Here is a 16,148-nt window from a genome sequence, read left to right as displayed (position 1 = left end):
CCACGGAATAACACAGATTTCTCACCCTGTTCGAAATGACAGCTTAACTCTTGGTTTTCGTCCCTTTACGGCGTTGAGAGATAGGGGAAAGTGGTAGATTATTTATCAGCAGTAGTATAACCCTACAACCTGAAAACCCTTACTCAAAATCCAGCTGCCCGAAGAACTCCGGTAGATGAAAGTCCGGTGCTGGGGCTTCAATCTCGCTCCAGGCCAGGAAATGTGGTTCTGGAAGCTCATCACCGCATTTATAAAAGTTAGCTTTGGCGCTTGCTCCTTGTAAAGATGAGATGCTGCTGAATACCTCTGTGGGAATCATGAGGGTGAGCTGCCAACTGAAGAGCACTGAGGCTGATGAGGGTGAGGCACTTTGTATAACAGCCAAGTGCTTTATCCGGGTAATAACATCCGCTGGTAATAGCTGCCGGTTATGCCGGTCTGCACCATAGCCCATAAGGCAGGTGCCGATGCAGTTGAACTCAAGGTTATAGTAGCCTTCATCCCCCTCAAAGGAAATGAAAAACTCGACGCAGCTGTCCTGGTAGACAGGGTCATTCGGTTGCAGGCAAACAGCACGCAATGTACTCTCCGTGACATAATATTTAAGGAAGATACAGTCAGAATGATGGGCGATGGAGAATTTTACATCAGGCTTCGCAGCAGAGGCAGGCCACAGGTGGTGGCCTATCGTGTGTTTCTCCAGCCTGTCAAGCGAATCTGAAATATCAGTAAGCGAGCTGTGCCTGTCTATTGCAGCTATAAAGGATGCTTTTATTTTAGTCATATACTGGTGCCTTACCTTCTTAGTATTTCCTGTTTACGGGTCTTCGCAACATCCTGAATAATGCGCTGCAGTTGCTCATACTGCTCTTCCAGCTTTTGCACCAGCCTGAACTGTGCCCGCGACCGCTGGATGTTGTGTTCCGGGAAACTGATTTTGTAGTAGGTGTCCCCGTCAATATAGTCGGTCAGGAAGCGCAGTCCCATGATAAAGGGCAGGAGCAGGCAACCCATCGCAAGCGAACGCACTTCCGTATCAGTTAAAAAGCCAGCCGTTTCTTTCAGGAAGCCTCTTGTAAAGGCTTCGAACAGGTTCATGTTCACCTGTATCTTATCCAGTTCCTTCTCATCTTCAGCGGCGGTGTTCACAGTTGTGCGAATGGCGTCGCCAAAATCATAGGCTACATAACCCGGCATTACGGTGTCTAGGTCAATTACGCACTGCGCCTCGTCCTGTTGGTTGAGCAGCACATTGTTGAACTTAGTGTCGTTGTGGGTGATGCGGAGCGGAAGCTCACCAGCCTGCCCTAGTTTCAGGATAGAGGCCATAACCTCTGCACGTGCCTCCACAAAGGCAATCTCCTTGGAAACCTCTTTCAACCTGTTTAGCGGGTTGCGGGCAATGGCTTCCCGGAAGAGGCGGAGACGGTAAGCGATGTTGTGAAAGTCCGGGATGGTTTCATGCAGCAGGTTCGCGTCCATGTCTGCCAACAGCGCCTGAAACGTGCCGAAGGCTTTGCCTCCTTCATAGGCCTGCTGTGCGGTGTGTACAATGTCGTAGCTGCGGGTGTTCGGCAGAAACTCATACATGCGCCAGTAGTTCCCCGCGGTGTCCTGGTAGTAGAGCCTGCCGTCCTTTAGCGGAATCAGGCGGAGCACTTCTTTACCCGGATCGGCACCGGGTATGGCCTGAAGCTTTTTCCGGAGATGGGCCGTCACCAGCTGTATGTTCTCCATCAGGGCAGGCACGTTTTTGAAAACCTGGTGATTGACGCGCTGCAAGAGGTAATCGGGATGAGCGGCCTGGATGTTTTCTACATGAAACGTATCGTGGATGTACCCCGAACCATGTGGTTTTGTAGCGGCTGCGACTCCTTGCATCGCAAATTGGTTTGCAATCAGGGGTAAATCATACGCTGCCTTGTTTCCTGGTGCCATCTTATCTTGGAGGTTATGCTATTCTTGCGGCCATAAGTTTTCCGGATACACTCCGGCAGAGATTAAGTTATGAATATTCCGGATAACTACCGCTTTGTCGGCGGGGTAAGTAACGCCGAACCACTTCTCAGCCGAAGCCAGCACCTTTACTTGTGCCTCGCCTGACTGCACCAGGCGGTTCAGAACATCCGGCAGGTAAAATTCTGCTTCCAGGTTATAGGGGTGCTTTGCCAGGAAGTCCTTGAAATACAAATTAAAATAAGGGAACACGCCTGGTGTGAAACCCATCAAATTCATAGAAACCATTTCTTCGCCGGTAAACAGCACTTCCTGCTGCTCGTTAGTTTGGGCCACAATGCCTTTGTCTGATAAAGCAAGATGCGTTTGCTCTGTTACACTGACTAAGTTATTCCGGCCGTCCAGTTCGCAGATGCCTCTTGACACAGCTCCATGCGGCGATAAGGTGTTTTTCAGCTGAAACCCTACCATCCCGTACTGCCGCTCCGGCGGTGAGGACCTAAGAAAGTCAGCCATCAACTGGAAGGACTGCCTCCCGTAAAAGTCATCCCCGTTTATTACCGCGAAAGGTTCTTTTATGGTAGAGGCGGCTGCCCAGACGGCGTGGCCTGTTCCCCATGGCTTTACCCGGTTTTCAGGTAAGGTAAAGCCATGGGGAAGGTTATTCAAGTCTTGTAGTACATAGTCCACTTTTATACTGTCAGCGTACTTATGTGCTGTCGCTTGTTTGAATTCTGCTTCAATGGATTCCTGGATAACAAACACCACCTTTCCAAAGCCTGCTTTTACGGCATCGAATACTGAATAATCCAGTATTTTTTCGCCGTGTGGTCCGAAATGTTCCAGTTGTTTTAAGCCGCCGTATCGGGTAGCCATTCCTGCGGCTAGTATTAGAAGTGTGGGTTTGTTATTCAAGTTTTCGTGAAGTTCGAAGTTGTAAAATGTTTGTCTAAGCTGGCGTAGTGGTGGCTTATCCAGCGGCTCATTGTTGGCCTTTTTCATTGCTCACTACGTGCGCTCCACTCCCGCGGGGGCGCGTTTTCCTGCTCAGCGCTGTGTAGCTGAACCTGCTCTCGCTCCACTACGGGCTGCCTCACTTCGTTCAGCACCGGAACATCTACAAGGCGCTTCACATGAAAACTGGAAACGGCTTTGCTCCGAGTTAAGAAAATGGGTTCTTCATATAGGTGCGTTTAGCTACTTCACATACAGTTTTGGCTTCTACACAATGAGTCCCAGCGGGTCGGACTGTTAATAGAAACCTATTCCAGAATTTCTAAAGCTCCAGCGGAGAGGCCTGTTAATCTTTTTAAAGATCGCTCCGCTGGAGCTTAGAATTCCTATAGACGATTAGGATAATAACAGGTCGTCCCGCTGGGACTCAGGAATAAAAAGGTGCTGCGTGACTATGGTTGCTTTACTGCACTTCGGCTACTCTTGCCGTGCGAAGTTCATGTTGTGGAAAAGGGTGACCTGCAAAGTGTGGTTATGCTCGAAAACATCTCCGCTTGCTTTTTGCACAATCTGGTTCAGGTAACCGAGTTCCAGCGTGGCGGTGTTGCTTATCTTGTAGCCCAGCGCCGCGTAAAGTCTGTTCTGGTCGAAGATGTTTTTCCGGACGTTTTCGCCGAAGCCAATCATGACTTCATCATACACTGCCAGAAAGGGCTCCCTTTCCTCAAGTGTTGGTCCGGCGAGCGGTAGCGTTGCCTTCAGCATATAGCGGGCACGGTTCAGATAGGTGTAATCTGTGGCATTAGCCGGTTTTATCCAGCGTTGCTCCAGGCGGTAACGGTGCGTTAGCCCGACCCTGCCCAAGTTACCTTTTAGCTGTAGTTGCTGGTAAGGTCGATGCTCTGGGAAAATGCCTGCCGCCGGATAATCGCCGTAAGGGTGTGTTTCGATGAAGGCATAACCCAGGGTAATCATCGCAGTCGGAGACAGGTCATAGTTAATGCCTGGCCTGATGAGCAGTTGCTGCGGGTCCTTGATGATGTTGTACCTCCGGAACTGCACCTCTGTATGAATGCTCCATTTATCAGAAACCTTATGGTCTCCGATGTACATGTACCAGCCGTTGTTATTGTAATCTTTTGTGCGCTGATCGCTTTGGGCATGGGCAGTGTTTGAAAACAAACCAGAAAGCAGCAGAAGTGCTGCCCATGAAGATAATATAAGTGTAAGTTTTTGTTTCATACGGTTAAGATGGCACCTAAAAGGTTAAACTTCAAATTGACTTTTAAAACTATTGTGCTACAGGGGAAATGAAAAACGAGTCAGCCTAAAGCCTGGAATCATAACATGTAGTACAATCTGTGATACGCTATATGAAAGCCCACCGCTACTTAATTTAACGATGTTCTTCTTGTTTTACCGGTAAAACAATGGGAATTTGCCTTATAGATTGAAACAGCAGGTAGTTAGAGGGGCAGTGAGTCAGAGAACCGATAGTAAAAAGGATTGAAAGCATGAAGGTGTTAAAGTTTGGAGGCAAGTCGTTGAGCAATGGCGGGCCAATTGAAAGCGTTATCAATATAATAAAAAAGGAAGCCAGCGCAGGTGAAATTGCGGTGGTTGTTTCTGCAAGAGGCCAAAGCACCGACATGCTGCTGGAACTCTACGCGAAAGCGGTGAGAGGCGAAGACGTAGAGAAGGAACTCGACGCGTTTATGAATTTGCAGTATGTTCACGGCCTGGAGGAAGTACAGGATGCAACTTACCAGGAGTTAAAAACCGTGCTCCAGGCACTCCGGTTAATCGGGGAGGAAAGTGTGCGGACAAGAGACAAAGTGCTTGCCTTTGGGGAAGTATTCAGCGCCCAGACAATAGCTGGTATTCTCAGGAAAGAAGAACTGGAAGCTGTTTTTGTTGATGCAAGGAAGCTAATCAGTGTTACTGTGGATGTAAATGAAGCAGCTGTGGATTTCCAAAGCTCAGAGAAAAAAACGCGGGAGTTCTTTCAGTCACTGAAACCACAACAGGTACCAGTGATAACAGGTTTTATCGCGTCTGACCCGGAAGGTAAAACGATTACCCTCGGAAGAAACGGGAGCAACTACACCGCTACTCTGATTGCCAGTTTTATCAAGGCGAAAGAGGTACAGAACTGGACAGATGTGGATGGGGTGTACACTGCTAGCCCGAAGTATGTGAAGAGCGCACAGCGGATTCCGCACCTGAGCTACCGCGAAGCCAATGAACTGGCGAACTTCGGGGCGAACGTGCTGCACTCCAAAACTATCCTTCCACTTATGGAAAGCGGTATACCCTTGAGGGTTTTCAACAGCTTTGCACCGGAACTGGAGGGAACGCTGATTGATGAGAAGGGAGCCGGCAAGGGAATCAAGGCCGTGTCTACCATCGAAGAGGTTTCGTTGGTAAGCATAGAAGGACGCGGGCTCCTGGGAAAAGTGGGTATAGATGCCCGCATTTTCAGTGCCCTGAGCAGCAGGAGCATCAGCGTGCGGCTTATCTCGCAGGCATCCTCTGAGAGGGGAATAGGCTTTGTCATCAACAAAGAGGATGCGGCCACGGCACAGGAAGTGCTAAGCGAGGAGTTCCACGATGAACTGGTAAGCGGTGACGTATCCCGCATCCAGATAGACAGCGACAAGGCCATCATTGCCATTGTTGGCCGCCATAACTACGCGCTCGAGAAAGCCATCTATGGCCTGAGAAGAAACAGGATATGGATGCACCTGATCAGCAACAGCATCAACGGCGAGCATATCTCTTTGGTAGTTGATAATAAATCCCTGAAGAAGGCGGTGAACGTGGTGCACAACCAGGTATTTGGTGCCATTAAAACCCTTAACCTGTTTGCCTTTGGCAAAGGTACTGTAGGAGGTAAGCTGCTGGACCAGATCATCCAGACAGGGGACGAGGTGGTGAAGCGCCGCAACCTGAAAATCAATATTGTGGGTGTGGCCGACTCAAAGAAGATAATTTTCAACGAGGATGGCCTGGGTAGGAACTGGCGGCAGGAACTGGCCGAAAGTCAGGAGGCGCGCGACTTTAGCGCTATCATCCATCGCCTGAAGGCATCGGGGCTGGAAAACATCGTGATAGCAGACAACACCTCTTCGCAGGAACTCACGGAGCAGTACCCGGAGATTGTAAACAGCGGGTTCGATATTGTAGCCTCTAACAAAAAGGCCAACTCCATCTCCTACGACTTCTACCAAAACCTCCGCAATACCCTGAAGAAAAGAGGTAAGCTGTTTTACTACGAAACCAACGTAGGCGCTGGCCTGCCCCTCATAGACACTATCAAGCACCTGCACAATTCCGCAGACAAGATCAAAAGAATAAGAGGCGTGTTCAGCGGCTCGCTCAGCTATATCTTCAACAACTATTCGGTGCAGGACAAAGCCTTTTCCACGGTACTGGCCGAAGCAAAAGAAAAAGGGCTGACAGAGCCGGACCCACGGGAAGACCTGAGCGGAACAGACGTAGCCCGCAAGCTGATCATCCTTGCCCGGGAAGTAGGGCTGCAGTCAGAGCTGGAGGATGTCTCCATCGAGAGCCTTGTGCCGGACTTTGCTGCCGACGCCAAAGAGTATTCCGATTTCCTGGAAAAGATAGAGGAAGTAGATGCTTACTTCGCCCGAATTAAAGGCAGTCTCAAGGAAAACGAGGTATTGCGCTTCACCGGCGACCTGGAGGTAGACGAGAATAAGTTAACCGTATCGCTGGTAAAGGCAGACAAGAATTCTCCCCTGGGCAGCATCAAAAATGCCGACTCCATCTTCGAGATATTCACCGAAAGCTACGGCACTCAGCCGATTGTAATTCAGGGCGCCGGCGCTGGCGCCGAAGTGACTGCCAGAGGCGTTTATTCAGATTTGTTGAGGATTGGCGGCCAGTATTAGGCTCTTCTGGAGCTGATATTGGTTTTCAAACAGAAGGCTTTCGTCTGGCAGGTTAAAGAATTAGGCCTGCCAGACGAAAGCCTTCTGTTTATTGCAGGAAATACCACATTACTTAAGGCTCCTTCCATCAAACCAAGAATTTTCTCTTCTTTGGCACGGAGTGAGGAGTTTCCAGTCTTTGGGTTAAGCGCCTTGTAAATGTTGCGGTGCTGAGCGCAGCGAGGCAGCCGTAGCAGAGCGAAGGCAGCTTCAGTTACACAGCGCGATGCCCAAAGACGAGGCCTCTCGGCCTGGAGAGCAGAGACAGAGGAGATGCAAAAGGCAGCTAATGAGGCGCTGGCTAAGCTGTACCCACGGCAGCTTAGGCAGAAAAAAGTCAGCATTCCTATAGGATATATCAATTGCATCTGTGTCTCCGTTCTTTTTCACGTTCCAGCCACATTACTTAAAGTGAAAATTTTGAGTTTATCTGCATACTAGAAAAGCTCGAGCGCACCCTAAGGTACAAGTATAGCTAACAGGAGAAGTCACTGTCCTTTTTCACAGCTAACTAAAACCATAAAGCGGTGCAGAAATATCTACACCGCTTTGTAACCCCTGCCATACTCCTGTTGTATAGGCTCCGGTAAATCCAATTGGCTCGTCAGGGCGGTTCCTTTTGCTGTAAACTATAGCGACAATCTTATTACAAAAAAATGCAACCGCTATTAAAGCTCATCCGCCTCTGTAGAGCGTGCCCAATCAGTTATTTATCTTTCCAGCCTTTACTAACCTGCACCATCTTATACAGCTTTCCTGTATTCCCGGAAGGGCCCAGTTCGTCTGAGGTCAGGGCATACATTTCTCCACTTAAATCCTGGCCAAACCCTTTAAGATATTGGCCAAGGTTGTCAGGGAAGCTTTTAAGCTCCATTTTTTCGTAGGACCATAAACCTGGACCAGCTGGGTTAGAAAAATAAACCTCTCCTTCTGCTGCTTCATCATCAGCAGAGAAGTTACCAAAGATGTATTTACCATGCAGGCTAGGAATGTCGTTGCCCCGGTACACATAGCCACCTACTATTACTACAAACTTGCCTCCGTTCGGATTGGCGTAGTTTTTTACTTCAATAACAGGATCAATCAGGCGGTTTCCATAAGCATCCACGTCGGGGCACGAGGCCAGGACATTCAAGTTGTTGGAAGCATCAAAACAGTGGGTTCCTTCCTTCACGTTCCAGCCATAGTTGCCGCCCTTATTCACCACACTTATCTCCTCATAGAGCTTTTGCCCGGCATCGCCGACAAAGAGCCTGCGCGAGCCGCTCATGTCGAATGAAAAACGATAGGGGTTTCTGAAACCATAGGCATAAATCTCGTCCAAACCGGAATTGTCGCCCACAAAAGGATTATCCGCAGGAATACCATATGGGCTTCCGCTGTTTACGTCTATGCGTAGGATGTTACCCAGCAGGTTCGCCTCAATGTCCTGCCCGTTGCCTCCTTCATTTACAGGGTACCAGTCCGGCACGTGCCCTGGTGCCACGTCATTGGCGCCACCTCCGTCGCCAATGGAAATGTACAGATACCCATCAGGTCCGAAGGCTATAGTACCCCCTTCGTGGTTTCCCTGTGGCTGGTCTACTTCTAGTATAACCATCTCAGAACTCATATCAGCCTTTGTCGGATCTGAAGCAGAAACCCTAAACTCTGAAATGCGGCTCAGGTTGTTCCAGGAAGCATCCGGTGTTGGTCCGCCGGAACGTGGAGGCGCAGTGTAGTATACAAAGAAACGCCCGTTACTGGCATAATCAGGGTGAAAAGCCATGCCCAGAAGGCCACGCTCATCATAGGAAGGGCGTAATTCAACCATTTTGCTGCTCACATCCAGAAAAGGCTCAGCCAGTCGGGTACCTGCCTCGTTGATGACCCACACCTTCCCGACCTGATCGATGACAAACAGCCTCTCGCTGTTGTCGGGAGCCGCTGCCAATCCGATAGGCGACACCATACCGTCCGATATCAGCTTCAGGTCCACCGCTTTCGGAAAGGAAAAATGGTCATCCGGGTCACAGCCTTGCAACATTAAGCCTACGCAGAGTAACAGCGCTGTGAAATGTTTCGGTAAAGGAGTAAACCTACCGGATAAATAGTTACCTGATGAATTTGTCATTGTTTTCATAATCATGTCTGTTAAGTGATGGAAAATAATCTGCCTTAGTTAATACTAGCATCACAGAGGGTGAAAAGAAAAGTATCAGGGGAAGCTCCAGGGTGATAAAAAGCCTCCCCTGCATACTAGCTATGAAAAAACAGATACAGGCCGGATCAGCTTTCGGCTGCACATGCTTTAAAGGGTGTCAGGCTACGGGACCTTTCTTTGGCTTCCCGAATGGCACAGGTGCGTCCCCATCACGTCATGTACAGCAGAATGGTTGCTTCGCTTTCTGAAAATTCAGCGAAAAAATGTGCAGACTTAAGCAGCGGCAGCGTGTAAAGGCACAGGCATCGCGGAGCAGGCAAATTATTTACGCCTGAGGGGCATAGCAGCATTGGCTAAAGCATTTTTTCAATAGCAGCGAAGAGAAAATATGCAAATTCCATCTTCGGGATTTTCTCCCAATGCTGCGCCATTGAAACAGGATGGCACATGACTGAAGATGTTAACAATCCTCTTATCCTATAAAACAGGATAAACCGAAGGAAGATGTTAATGTTCCTTAATAATATGGTAAAAAGCTGCTCGGAAGAAAAATCAGAATACCATTCCTTTGATATACAAGACATATGAGTTAGTACTCACGCTCTTGATATTGGCTTACTTGCTATGAGTTAAGCAATGTTACCATGATGGGAGTAAGCTATACTTCTTTTATATCTAAGGAGGAAGGTAAGAATAGTGTTCGCTGCGTTTTGCTTTGGTTTTACCTCACCAGCAGCCAGTGTGGCCTACTTCGCAGTGCTTTTTCTGCGAGCTTAGTCTAATGAAGGCAAGCAGCCACCCCTGTTTCAACTACCTGGTTATCCTATACAATGCACTCACTTATACTGTTAACAAAATGAAAAAATCATCACATTATTTGCAAAGCATTGTGCTGGCATCGCTGCTACTGGGGTTTGCGCCTGCCAGGGCACAAACTGTGGCGGCGGCACTGCCGCGCTCCTCAGGAGCAGTCTACAGCCAGCCAGCAGGCCTGCCTCCGGGTAAAGTCTTTAAAACAGAGCTTATGGGCAGGCAGACGGATGTCACTGTTTCAGGTAAAGTAACAGGTGAGAATGGCGATGGGCTGCCGGGGGTGACCGTTATGCTAAAAGGCACTAATACAGGCGCTACGACAGATGTAGACGGAAACTACCGGCTAACAGTCCCCAATGGCACGGGCACCTTGGTTTTCTCTTACATTGGGTATAGGCCGCAGGAGGTTCCTGTAAATAACAGAGCAGCTATCAACGTTTCGTTAGCACCAGATACAGAGGCGCTGGATGAGGTGGTGGTTATCGGCTACGGCTCGCAAAAGAAGCGGGAGGTGACAGGTGCCGTTGCGTCCGTAAAGCCGGAAGACTTTAACCAGGGGGCTGTAACAGACGCTCTGCAGTTGGTGCAGGGTAAAGTTGCAGGGCTTTCTGTTACCCGTACAAATGGCGGCGATCCTACCTCTGGCCTGGAGGTGCGCCTGCGAGGTACTTCCAGCCTCACCAGCTCAGGACAGGCGCCGCTTATTGTAGTAGACGGGATACCTGGAGGTACCCTGGAAGCTATTTCTCCTGATGATATTGCCTCCATCGATATCCTAAAAGATGGTTCTGCGGCAGCTATCTACGGAACCCGGGGTACCAACGGCGTGATACTGGTTACCACCAAGCAGGGCAGGAAGGGCGCTATGCAGGTAGCCTATTCCGGCAGAGCCTACACCGAGTCTACCCTGAGAAGGGTGGAGGTGCTAAATGCTGCAGAGTACAGGGAAATGAAAGAGCGGCTAAGCGTAACAAGACCGGATGTTGCCAACAGTATGATTGACTACGGCGCCTCTACCGACTGGTATGATGAGATTACCAGAACGCCGCTTAGCCACCTGCACAACCTGTCCTTAAGCGGTGGAATGGAGAACACGACTTACCGGTTGTCTCTTTTCTATGTGGATCATGAAGGCATTCTGCTTAACTCAAATAAGGAGGAATACCGGGCAAACCTGAACATGAGCCAGCGCGCCCTAAACGATAAGCTGCAGTTCACTGCTCAGCTGGGCCTGTCTAACTTTACGCAGAACCCGGTAGACTACAACGCCATGCGACAGGTTGTGCAGCGTAATCCGACGGAGCCTGTCTATGATGAAGACGGCAACCTGCTGGAGTTCGTTGGGGCATGGCAGTATGACAACCCAGTCGGTATTTTAACAGAGCGTGTAAGGGACGATACCGGGTCCAGGTTGTTCGGTAACCTGGGGGTGAACTTTGATTTGACGGATGAACTCAGGGTCGGAGTGTTGGCAGGCCTGCAGGCATACCGTACACTAAACGGATACTACGAGCCGAGCTATTCTTACCCACAGGAACTGGCAAACCTTGGCGGTTTTGCCTCACGTAACTCAGAGATGAGGTCCACCAAAACACTGGAGTCAACGATAGAGTGGATGAAGTCCTTCTCGAATCACAGCATAAACCTGATTGGTGGTTACTCCTTTCAGGAGTTCGGGGCGGAAGGATTCAATGCCGGAAACAGTAACTTCATTACCGATGGTTTTGCCTACAACAACCTTGGCTCAGGAACTTACCTGACGGATGGCAGGGCCAGTATGGGCTCCTTTAAGAATGAAAGCCGTTTGGTGGGCTTTTTTGCCCGCGGTGCTTACAACTTTAACGGGAAATACTTTCTCTCTGCCAGTGTGCGGCGTGAGGGCTCCTCTAAATTTGGGGCAAACAACAAATGGGGTACTTTCCCGGCTGTGTCCGCGGGGTGGGATATTACGCAGGAGGATTTCATGAGCGACTTCTCAAAGCTGAGCCTGTTGAAGCTGCGTGCCGGCTACGGCGTAACAGGTAACCAGGGTATCGACCCTTACTTGTCGCTGCAGCGCTTAAGGGCCTCCGGCTTGTTTTTCTACAACGGAGAGTTTATCCCCGGATACCAGCCTGTAAGTAACGCTAACCCAAACCTGAAATGGGAGACAAAGCATGAGTACAACGTGGGCTTGGACTGGGCCTTATTAGGCAACAGAATCAGCGGTACCATTGACTGGTACCTGCGCGACACCCGCGACCTGCTGCTCAACTATGATGTGCCGACACCTCCAAACTTGTTTACCTCCACGCTCGCTAACGTGGGCTCGCTCCGCAATACAGGTATTGAGCTAACTATAAACGCGCTGCCCGTGCAGACAGAAAACTTCCAGTGGAGCGTCGATTTCAACATCGATCACCGCAGAAACAAACTACTGTCGCTCTCCAATGAATTTTACTCGCTTGATTACCGGAATATCGGCGATATAGGCCCTCCCGGTATCAGCGCCTGGACTCACCAGTTGCGTGAAGGAGCCCCCCTGGGCATTATCCACGGCTTAGTGTTTGATGGCTTAACGGAGGATGGGCGATGGATATACCGCGATTATGACCCAAGAACAGGTGAGTCGGATGACCAGATCAATACCAACGACAGAGCCGATATCGGCAATGGCATCCCGGACTACTACCTGGGCCTGACCAACACGTTCAAGTATGGCAACTTCGATTTAACCGTGATGGCCAGGGGAATGTTCGGGCACCAGATCATCAACACAAAGCGCATCTGGCATGACAACCCGAAGTTCCTGCCCCGCAACATCATGCGTTCTGCCATGGATTCTCCGCTGTGGGATGACCCGGACTTCTCAAGCTACTATGTGGAAGACGGCGACTTTGTTAAAATAGACAACATCACGCTGGGCTATAACCTGCCGCTGCAAAGCAAGTGGATTAAATCAAGCCGCTTCTACCTGACAGGCAACAACATGTTTGTCATCACAGGCTATTCCGGTGTGGACCCTGAGGTGGCCATTGGCGGACTCGAGCCAGGCAGCGACAACAGGTTTGATTACCCGAGCACGCGCATGTATACAGCTGGTGTTAACCTTACATTCTAAGAACCTGGAGATCATGAAAAAAAGACTGTTTATTATTCTTGCTTTAGCGGGTTTTAGCTCCTGCACAGACTTAGATGAAGAAGTTTTCGACTCTATTGAAAGTAACAACTTCTATCAGACGGAAAGACAGGCGCTGGCAGCAGCCGGCCCTGTTTATTCTAACCTGAGGGCTTACCAGAACCCGGAGAGCGTGTGGGGGCTGAACACCTTTACCACCGATGAAATTGTGCTTCCTACAAGGGGGAACAACTGGTATAACGGAGGGGTTTTCCAGCGCCTGCACAGGCAGGAGTGGACTCCGTCGGAGGGGTTCATCAACAATGCGTGGGTTTTCGTTTTCAATAACATCAATACCTGTAACCGACTGCTCTTTCAGTTCGAGAAAATAGAGAACAAAAGCGATGCTTTGGTTGCTGTGATGAAGGAAATCAGGGGAATGCGCGCGTTCTATTACTTTCTGGGAATGGACCTGTTCGGCAACATTCCGATCGTAGACCGTTTTGATGTTCCCGCCGATTACGCTCCGGCTAATCAATCCAGGGAAGAGGTGTTCCGCTTTATTGAAAGTGAGCTTTTAGCCGTGATCCCTGAGTTGCCTGTCTCAACGGATATGAAGACATATGGCCGTTTTCACCGTTGGGCAGCCTACGCTACATTGGCGAAACTATACCTTAACGCAGAGGTGTATACCGGGGAACCGATGTACGAAGAGTGTGTTGAGGCCTGCAACACCATCATCAACTCCGGTGAGTTCCAACTGTCCAGTGACTTCTACTCCAACTTTGCGGTGCAGAACGAAGGGTCGCAGGAGAACATCTTTGTGATTCCGTTTGATGTCAACCTGCCGCAGGACTGGGGAAGCGGCGGCATCACCTCCCGCATGTTCTCGCATTACCTGTGGACGCTGCACGGTGATGGCACCAGGGCCTTTAACACACAGCAGGGCGGCTGGAACGGCTTTGCAGCGGTTCCTTCCTTCTACACCTCCTATGACCCTGAAGATACCCGCCGGAACGTCTGGCTCGTGGGGCAGCAGTATTCTTCCAGCGGTGAGATGCTTTATAACACAGCGGAAATGGCCGGAATACCGCTGGTTTATACAGTGGAGATCAATTCTCTGGAGCAGGCCTGGGAAAATGAGGGCGCCCGCCTGGCGAAGTATGACTATACGGGTGCAGAGAACTTTACCTTGTCCAATGATTATGTGCTCTTCCGCTATGCGGATATTCTCCTGATGAAAGCAGAGGCGCTGATGCGCCAGAACGGAGGCGCTGCCACACCCGAGGCTGTTGAATTGGTCAACATGGTGCGCTCACGGGCATTCCAGGGAAATGAAGATAATGTGTACACTGCGGGAACACTCACGCTCGATGCGCTTCTGGCAGAGCGGGGCTGGGAGTTTGCGGGTGAAGGCTGGCGCAGAAACGACCTGATACGCTTTGATGCCTATACAGAGCCGTGGGATTTCAAACCAAACACGTCACCTGACTATGTCACTATTTTCCCGATTCCGCAGGCACAGCTGAACGCAAACCCTAACCTGGTTCAAAACCCAGGATACTGAAGTAGAGGGCTGTCTTAAGCTTTAAGACAACCCTCTATTTTAAATCAGTCGCTTCCAGGGCTACTGATTAAGCTTATACTTTAGGGCCTGATTTGTATCCGGTAAATTTTAAAAATATATGAGAAACGTTGTTACAGCGCTTAGTCTTGCCGCAGGACTGTTGGTGGGAAGCTGTGCTGGTTCAAATTCACCTGCGGGTGTGTCTGCTCCTGCGCCCGAGACCACTTCAGTTCCTGTAGAATACACTGCCGACTGGGCATCACTGGGGAAGTACAATGAGCAGCCGGAGTGGTTCAAAGACGCCAAATTTGGTATTTACTTTCACTGGGGCATCTTATCCGTTCCGGCCTTTGCCAACGATTGGTACCCCCGGAACATGCACGTAGTAGGCTCGCCCGAGTACCAGCATCACCTGGAAACATACAGGCACCCATCAAAATTCGGATACCATGATTTTATACCGATGTTCAAAGCAGAAAAATTTGAAGCCGATAAATGGGCGGAGCTGTTTCAGAAGTCGGGTGCACGGTTTGCGGGCGCGATGGCAGAGCACCACGACGGTTTTTCTATGTGGGCAAGCAAGGTCAATCCCTGGAATGTAAAAGACATGGGGCCAAAGCGGGATGTCATGGCCGAACTGGAGCAGGCGATCCATGGCAGGGGCTTGAAACTCATGACGACTTTCCACATGGCCCGTAACCTCCAGATATACGCTGACAACCCGGAGGCGAAAACAGACAAAAGCTATTTCCCTTATGAGGCAGATATGCCCACCTCTTCCACCGATCCGAAACTAAGGCTGCTTTACGGCAATATTCCGGCAGAGCAGTTCTATCAAAACTGGAAGGAAAAGCTGTCTGAGGTAATCGACAACTATAGCCCGGATATCATTTACTTCGACGGCATGGAAGGGAAGATACCCGAGGAGTATAAGCAGGAATTTGTTGCTTACTACTTTAACCATGCGAATGCACAGGGAAAGCAGGTGGTTATCACGCACAAAAGCGATGACTTTCCGGATGAGGTGAGCATAAAGGACTTCGAAAAGGGGCGGATGAATGAAATTACCCCGGACACATGGCTGACAGACGAAACCATCAGCACGGGGAGCTGGAGCTATACGAATGATTTGAAGCTTAAGCCTACTGCCGACATCATTCATGTGCTGGCCGACATTGTGAGTAAAAACGGCGTAATGGTGCTGAACATCTCCCCGAAGGCAGACGGCGAAATACCGCAGGACCAGCAGCAGGCCCTGCTGCAAATAGGGGACTGGCTGAACAGGTATGGAGAAGCCATCTATGCGACCCGGCCTTGGGTGGTGTACGGAGAAGGCCCTACAAAGCTGGAAAAAGCCGGTCATTTTTTGCCTGCCGTTAAATACTCGCCACAGGACATCCGGTACACCACGAAAGGCAATACCATTTATGCCATTGTTCTGGGTTGGCCCGGTAGCAATCAGCAGGTGCTGTTGGAGTCTTTTGCAAAAGACAAGCTGAAAGGAGACCTGAAAATCAGCAAAGTATCGATGCTGGGTTCATCAGATAAAATAGGGTATGAATGGCAGGACAATGGCCTGTCACTGAGAACGCCATCTGAGAAGGTGGACGATATGGCCGTGGCTTTTAAGATAGAAACACAGGGGGAGGTTGAGCCATAAGC

The 16,148-nt window shown here is 49.9% G+C and carries 10 protein-coding genes; 4 read left to right on the top strand and 6 right to left on the bottom strand.

The genetic code is table 11. The features are described from left to right. Positions 1-139: 139 nt before the first annotated feature. The 5 genes from ACFS7Z_RS07160 to ACFS7Z_RS07140 form a co-directional block, all read right to left on the bottom strand. Positions 140-784, bottom strand: a complete 645-nt coding sequence (locus tag ACFS7Z_RS07160) for a carbohydrate-binding family 9-like protein (RefSeq protein ID WP_377482803.1) — start codon at positions 782-784, stop codon at positions 140-142. Between the two features lie 11 nt (positions 785-795). Then, positions 796-1,938 carry a phosphotransferase enzyme family protein gene (locus tag ACFS7Z_RS07155; protein WP_377482801.1) on the bottom strand — a complete coding sequence of 381 codons (1,143 nt, stop codon included), beginning with the start codon at positions 1,936-1,938 and terminating at the stop codon, positions 796-798. 18 nt (positions 1,939-1,956) lie between these two features. Then, positions 1,957-2,958, bottom strand: a complete 1,002-nt coding sequence (locus tag ACFS7Z_RS07150) for a nucleotidyltransferase family protein (RefSeq protein WP_377482799.1) — start codon at positions 2,956-2,958, stop codon at positions 1,957-1,959. After that, positions 2,955-3,089, bottom strand: coding sequence for a hypothetical protein (locus ACFS7Z_RS07145; RefSeq protein ID WP_377482797.1), 135 nt, complete (start codon positions 3,087-3,089; stop codon positions 2,955-2,957). Before ACFS7Z_RS07145 ends, ACFS7Z_RS07150 begins: the two co-directional genes overlap by 4 nt. A gap of 298 nt (positions 3,090-3,387) precedes the next feature. After that, positions 3,388-4,152: a DUF2490 domain-containing protein gene (locus tag ACFS7Z_RS07140; protein ID WP_377482794.1), complete on the bottom strand. Its 765-nt coding sequence runs from the start codon at positions 4,150-4,152 to the stop codon at positions 3,388-3,390. Positions 4,153-4,424: 272 nt separating this feature from the next. Between ACFS7Z_RS07140 and thrA the strand changes: the two genes are divergently transcribed. Next, positions 4,425-6,827 carry a bifunctional aspartate kinase/homoserine dehydrogenase I gene (thrA, locus tag ACFS7Z_RS07135; protein WP_377482792.1) on the top strand — a complete coding sequence of 801 codons (2,403 nt, stop codon included), beginning with the start codon at positions 4,425-4,427 and terminating at the stop codon, positions 6,825-6,827. 745 nt (positions 6,828-7,572) lie between these two features. Here the strand turns inward: thrA and ACFS7Z_RS07130 are convergent. Continuing rightward, a complete protein-coding gene (locus tag ACFS7Z_RS07130; RefSeq protein ID WP_377482790.1) occupies positions 7,573-8,988 on the bottom strand; it encodes a PQQ-dependent sugar dehydrogenase in 1,416 nt (471 codons plus the stop codon). An 877-nt stretch (positions 8,989-9,865) separates the two neighbouring features. Here ACFS7Z_RS07130 and ACFS7Z_RS07125 point away from each other — a divergent pair. From ACFS7Z_RS07125 to ACFS7Z_RS07115, 3 genes are all read left to right on the top strand, one after another. Further along, the gene (locus tag ACFS7Z_RS07125) at positions 9,866-12,922 is read left to right on the top strand and encodes a SusC/RagA family TonB-linked outer membrane protein (protein ID WP_377482788.1); all 3,057 of its coding nucleotides are present in this window, start codon (positions 9,866-9,868) and stop codon (positions 12,920-12,922) included. Positions 12,923-12,935: 13 nt separating this feature from the next. Continuing rightward, positions 12,936-14,486, top strand: a complete 1,551-nt coding sequence (locus ACFS7Z_RS07120; RefSeq protein ID WP_377482786.1) for a RagB/SusD family nutrient uptake outer membrane protein — start codon at positions 12,936-12,938, stop codon at positions 14,484-14,486. 118 nt (positions 14,487-14,604) lie between these two features. Then, positions 14,605-16,146 carry an alpha-L-fucosidase gene (locus ACFS7Z_RS07115; protein WP_377482784.1) on the top strand — a complete coding sequence of 514 codons (1,542 nt, stop codon included), beginning with the start codon at positions 14,605-14,607 and terminating at the stop codon, positions 16,144-16,146. The last annotated feature ends 2 nt before the right edge of the window (positions 16,147-16,148 follow it).

It is taken from the genome of Pontibacter toksunensis (assembly GCF_042686245.1).
GTDB classification, from domain to species: Bacteria; Bacteroidota; Bacteroidia; order Cytophagales; family Hymenobacteraceae; genus Pontibacter; species Pontibacter toksunensis.
This window is presented reverse-complemented; position numbering and strand designations above follow the sequence as displayed.

Bases quoted from the DNA above. Each gene is read 5' to 3' on its own strand.
- ACFS7Z_RS07120 (WP_377482786.1), top strand. From the start codon at position 12,936: ATGAAAAAAAGACTGTTTATTATTCTTGCTTTAGCGGGTTTTAGCTCC.
- ACFS7Z_RS07115 (WP_377482784.1), top strand. From the start codon at position 14,605: ATGAGAAACGTTGTTACAGCGCTTAGTCTTGCCGCAGGACTGTTGGTG.
- ACFS7Z_RS07140 (WP_377482794.1), bottom strand. From the start codon at position 4,152: ATGAAACAAAAACTTACACTTATATTATCTTCATGGGCAGCACTTCTG.
- ACFS7Z_RS07155 (WP_377482801.1), bottom strand. From the start codon at position 1,938: ATGGCACCAGGAAACAAGGCAGCGTATGATTTACCCCTGATTGCAAAC.
- ACFS7Z_RS07150 (WP_377482799.1), bottom strand. From the start codon at position 2,958: ATGAAAAAGGCCAACAATGAGCCGCTGGATAAGCCACCACTACGCCAG.
- ACFS7Z_RS07130 (WP_377482790.1), bottom strand. From the start codon at position 8,988: ATGAAAACAATGACAAATTCATCAGGTAACTATTTATCCGGTAGGTTT.
- thrA (WP_377482792.1), top strand. From the start codon at position 4,425: ATGAAGGTGTTAAAGTTTGGAGGCAAGTCGTTGAGCAATGGCGGGCCA.
- ACFS7Z_RS07160 (WP_377482803.1), bottom strand. From the start codon at position 784: ATGACTAAAATAAAAGCATCCTTTATAGCTGCAATAGACAGGCACAGC.
- ACFS7Z_RS07125 (WP_377482788.1), top strand. From the start codon at position 9,866: ATGAAAAAATCATCACATTATTTGCAAAGCATTGTGCTGGCATCGCTG.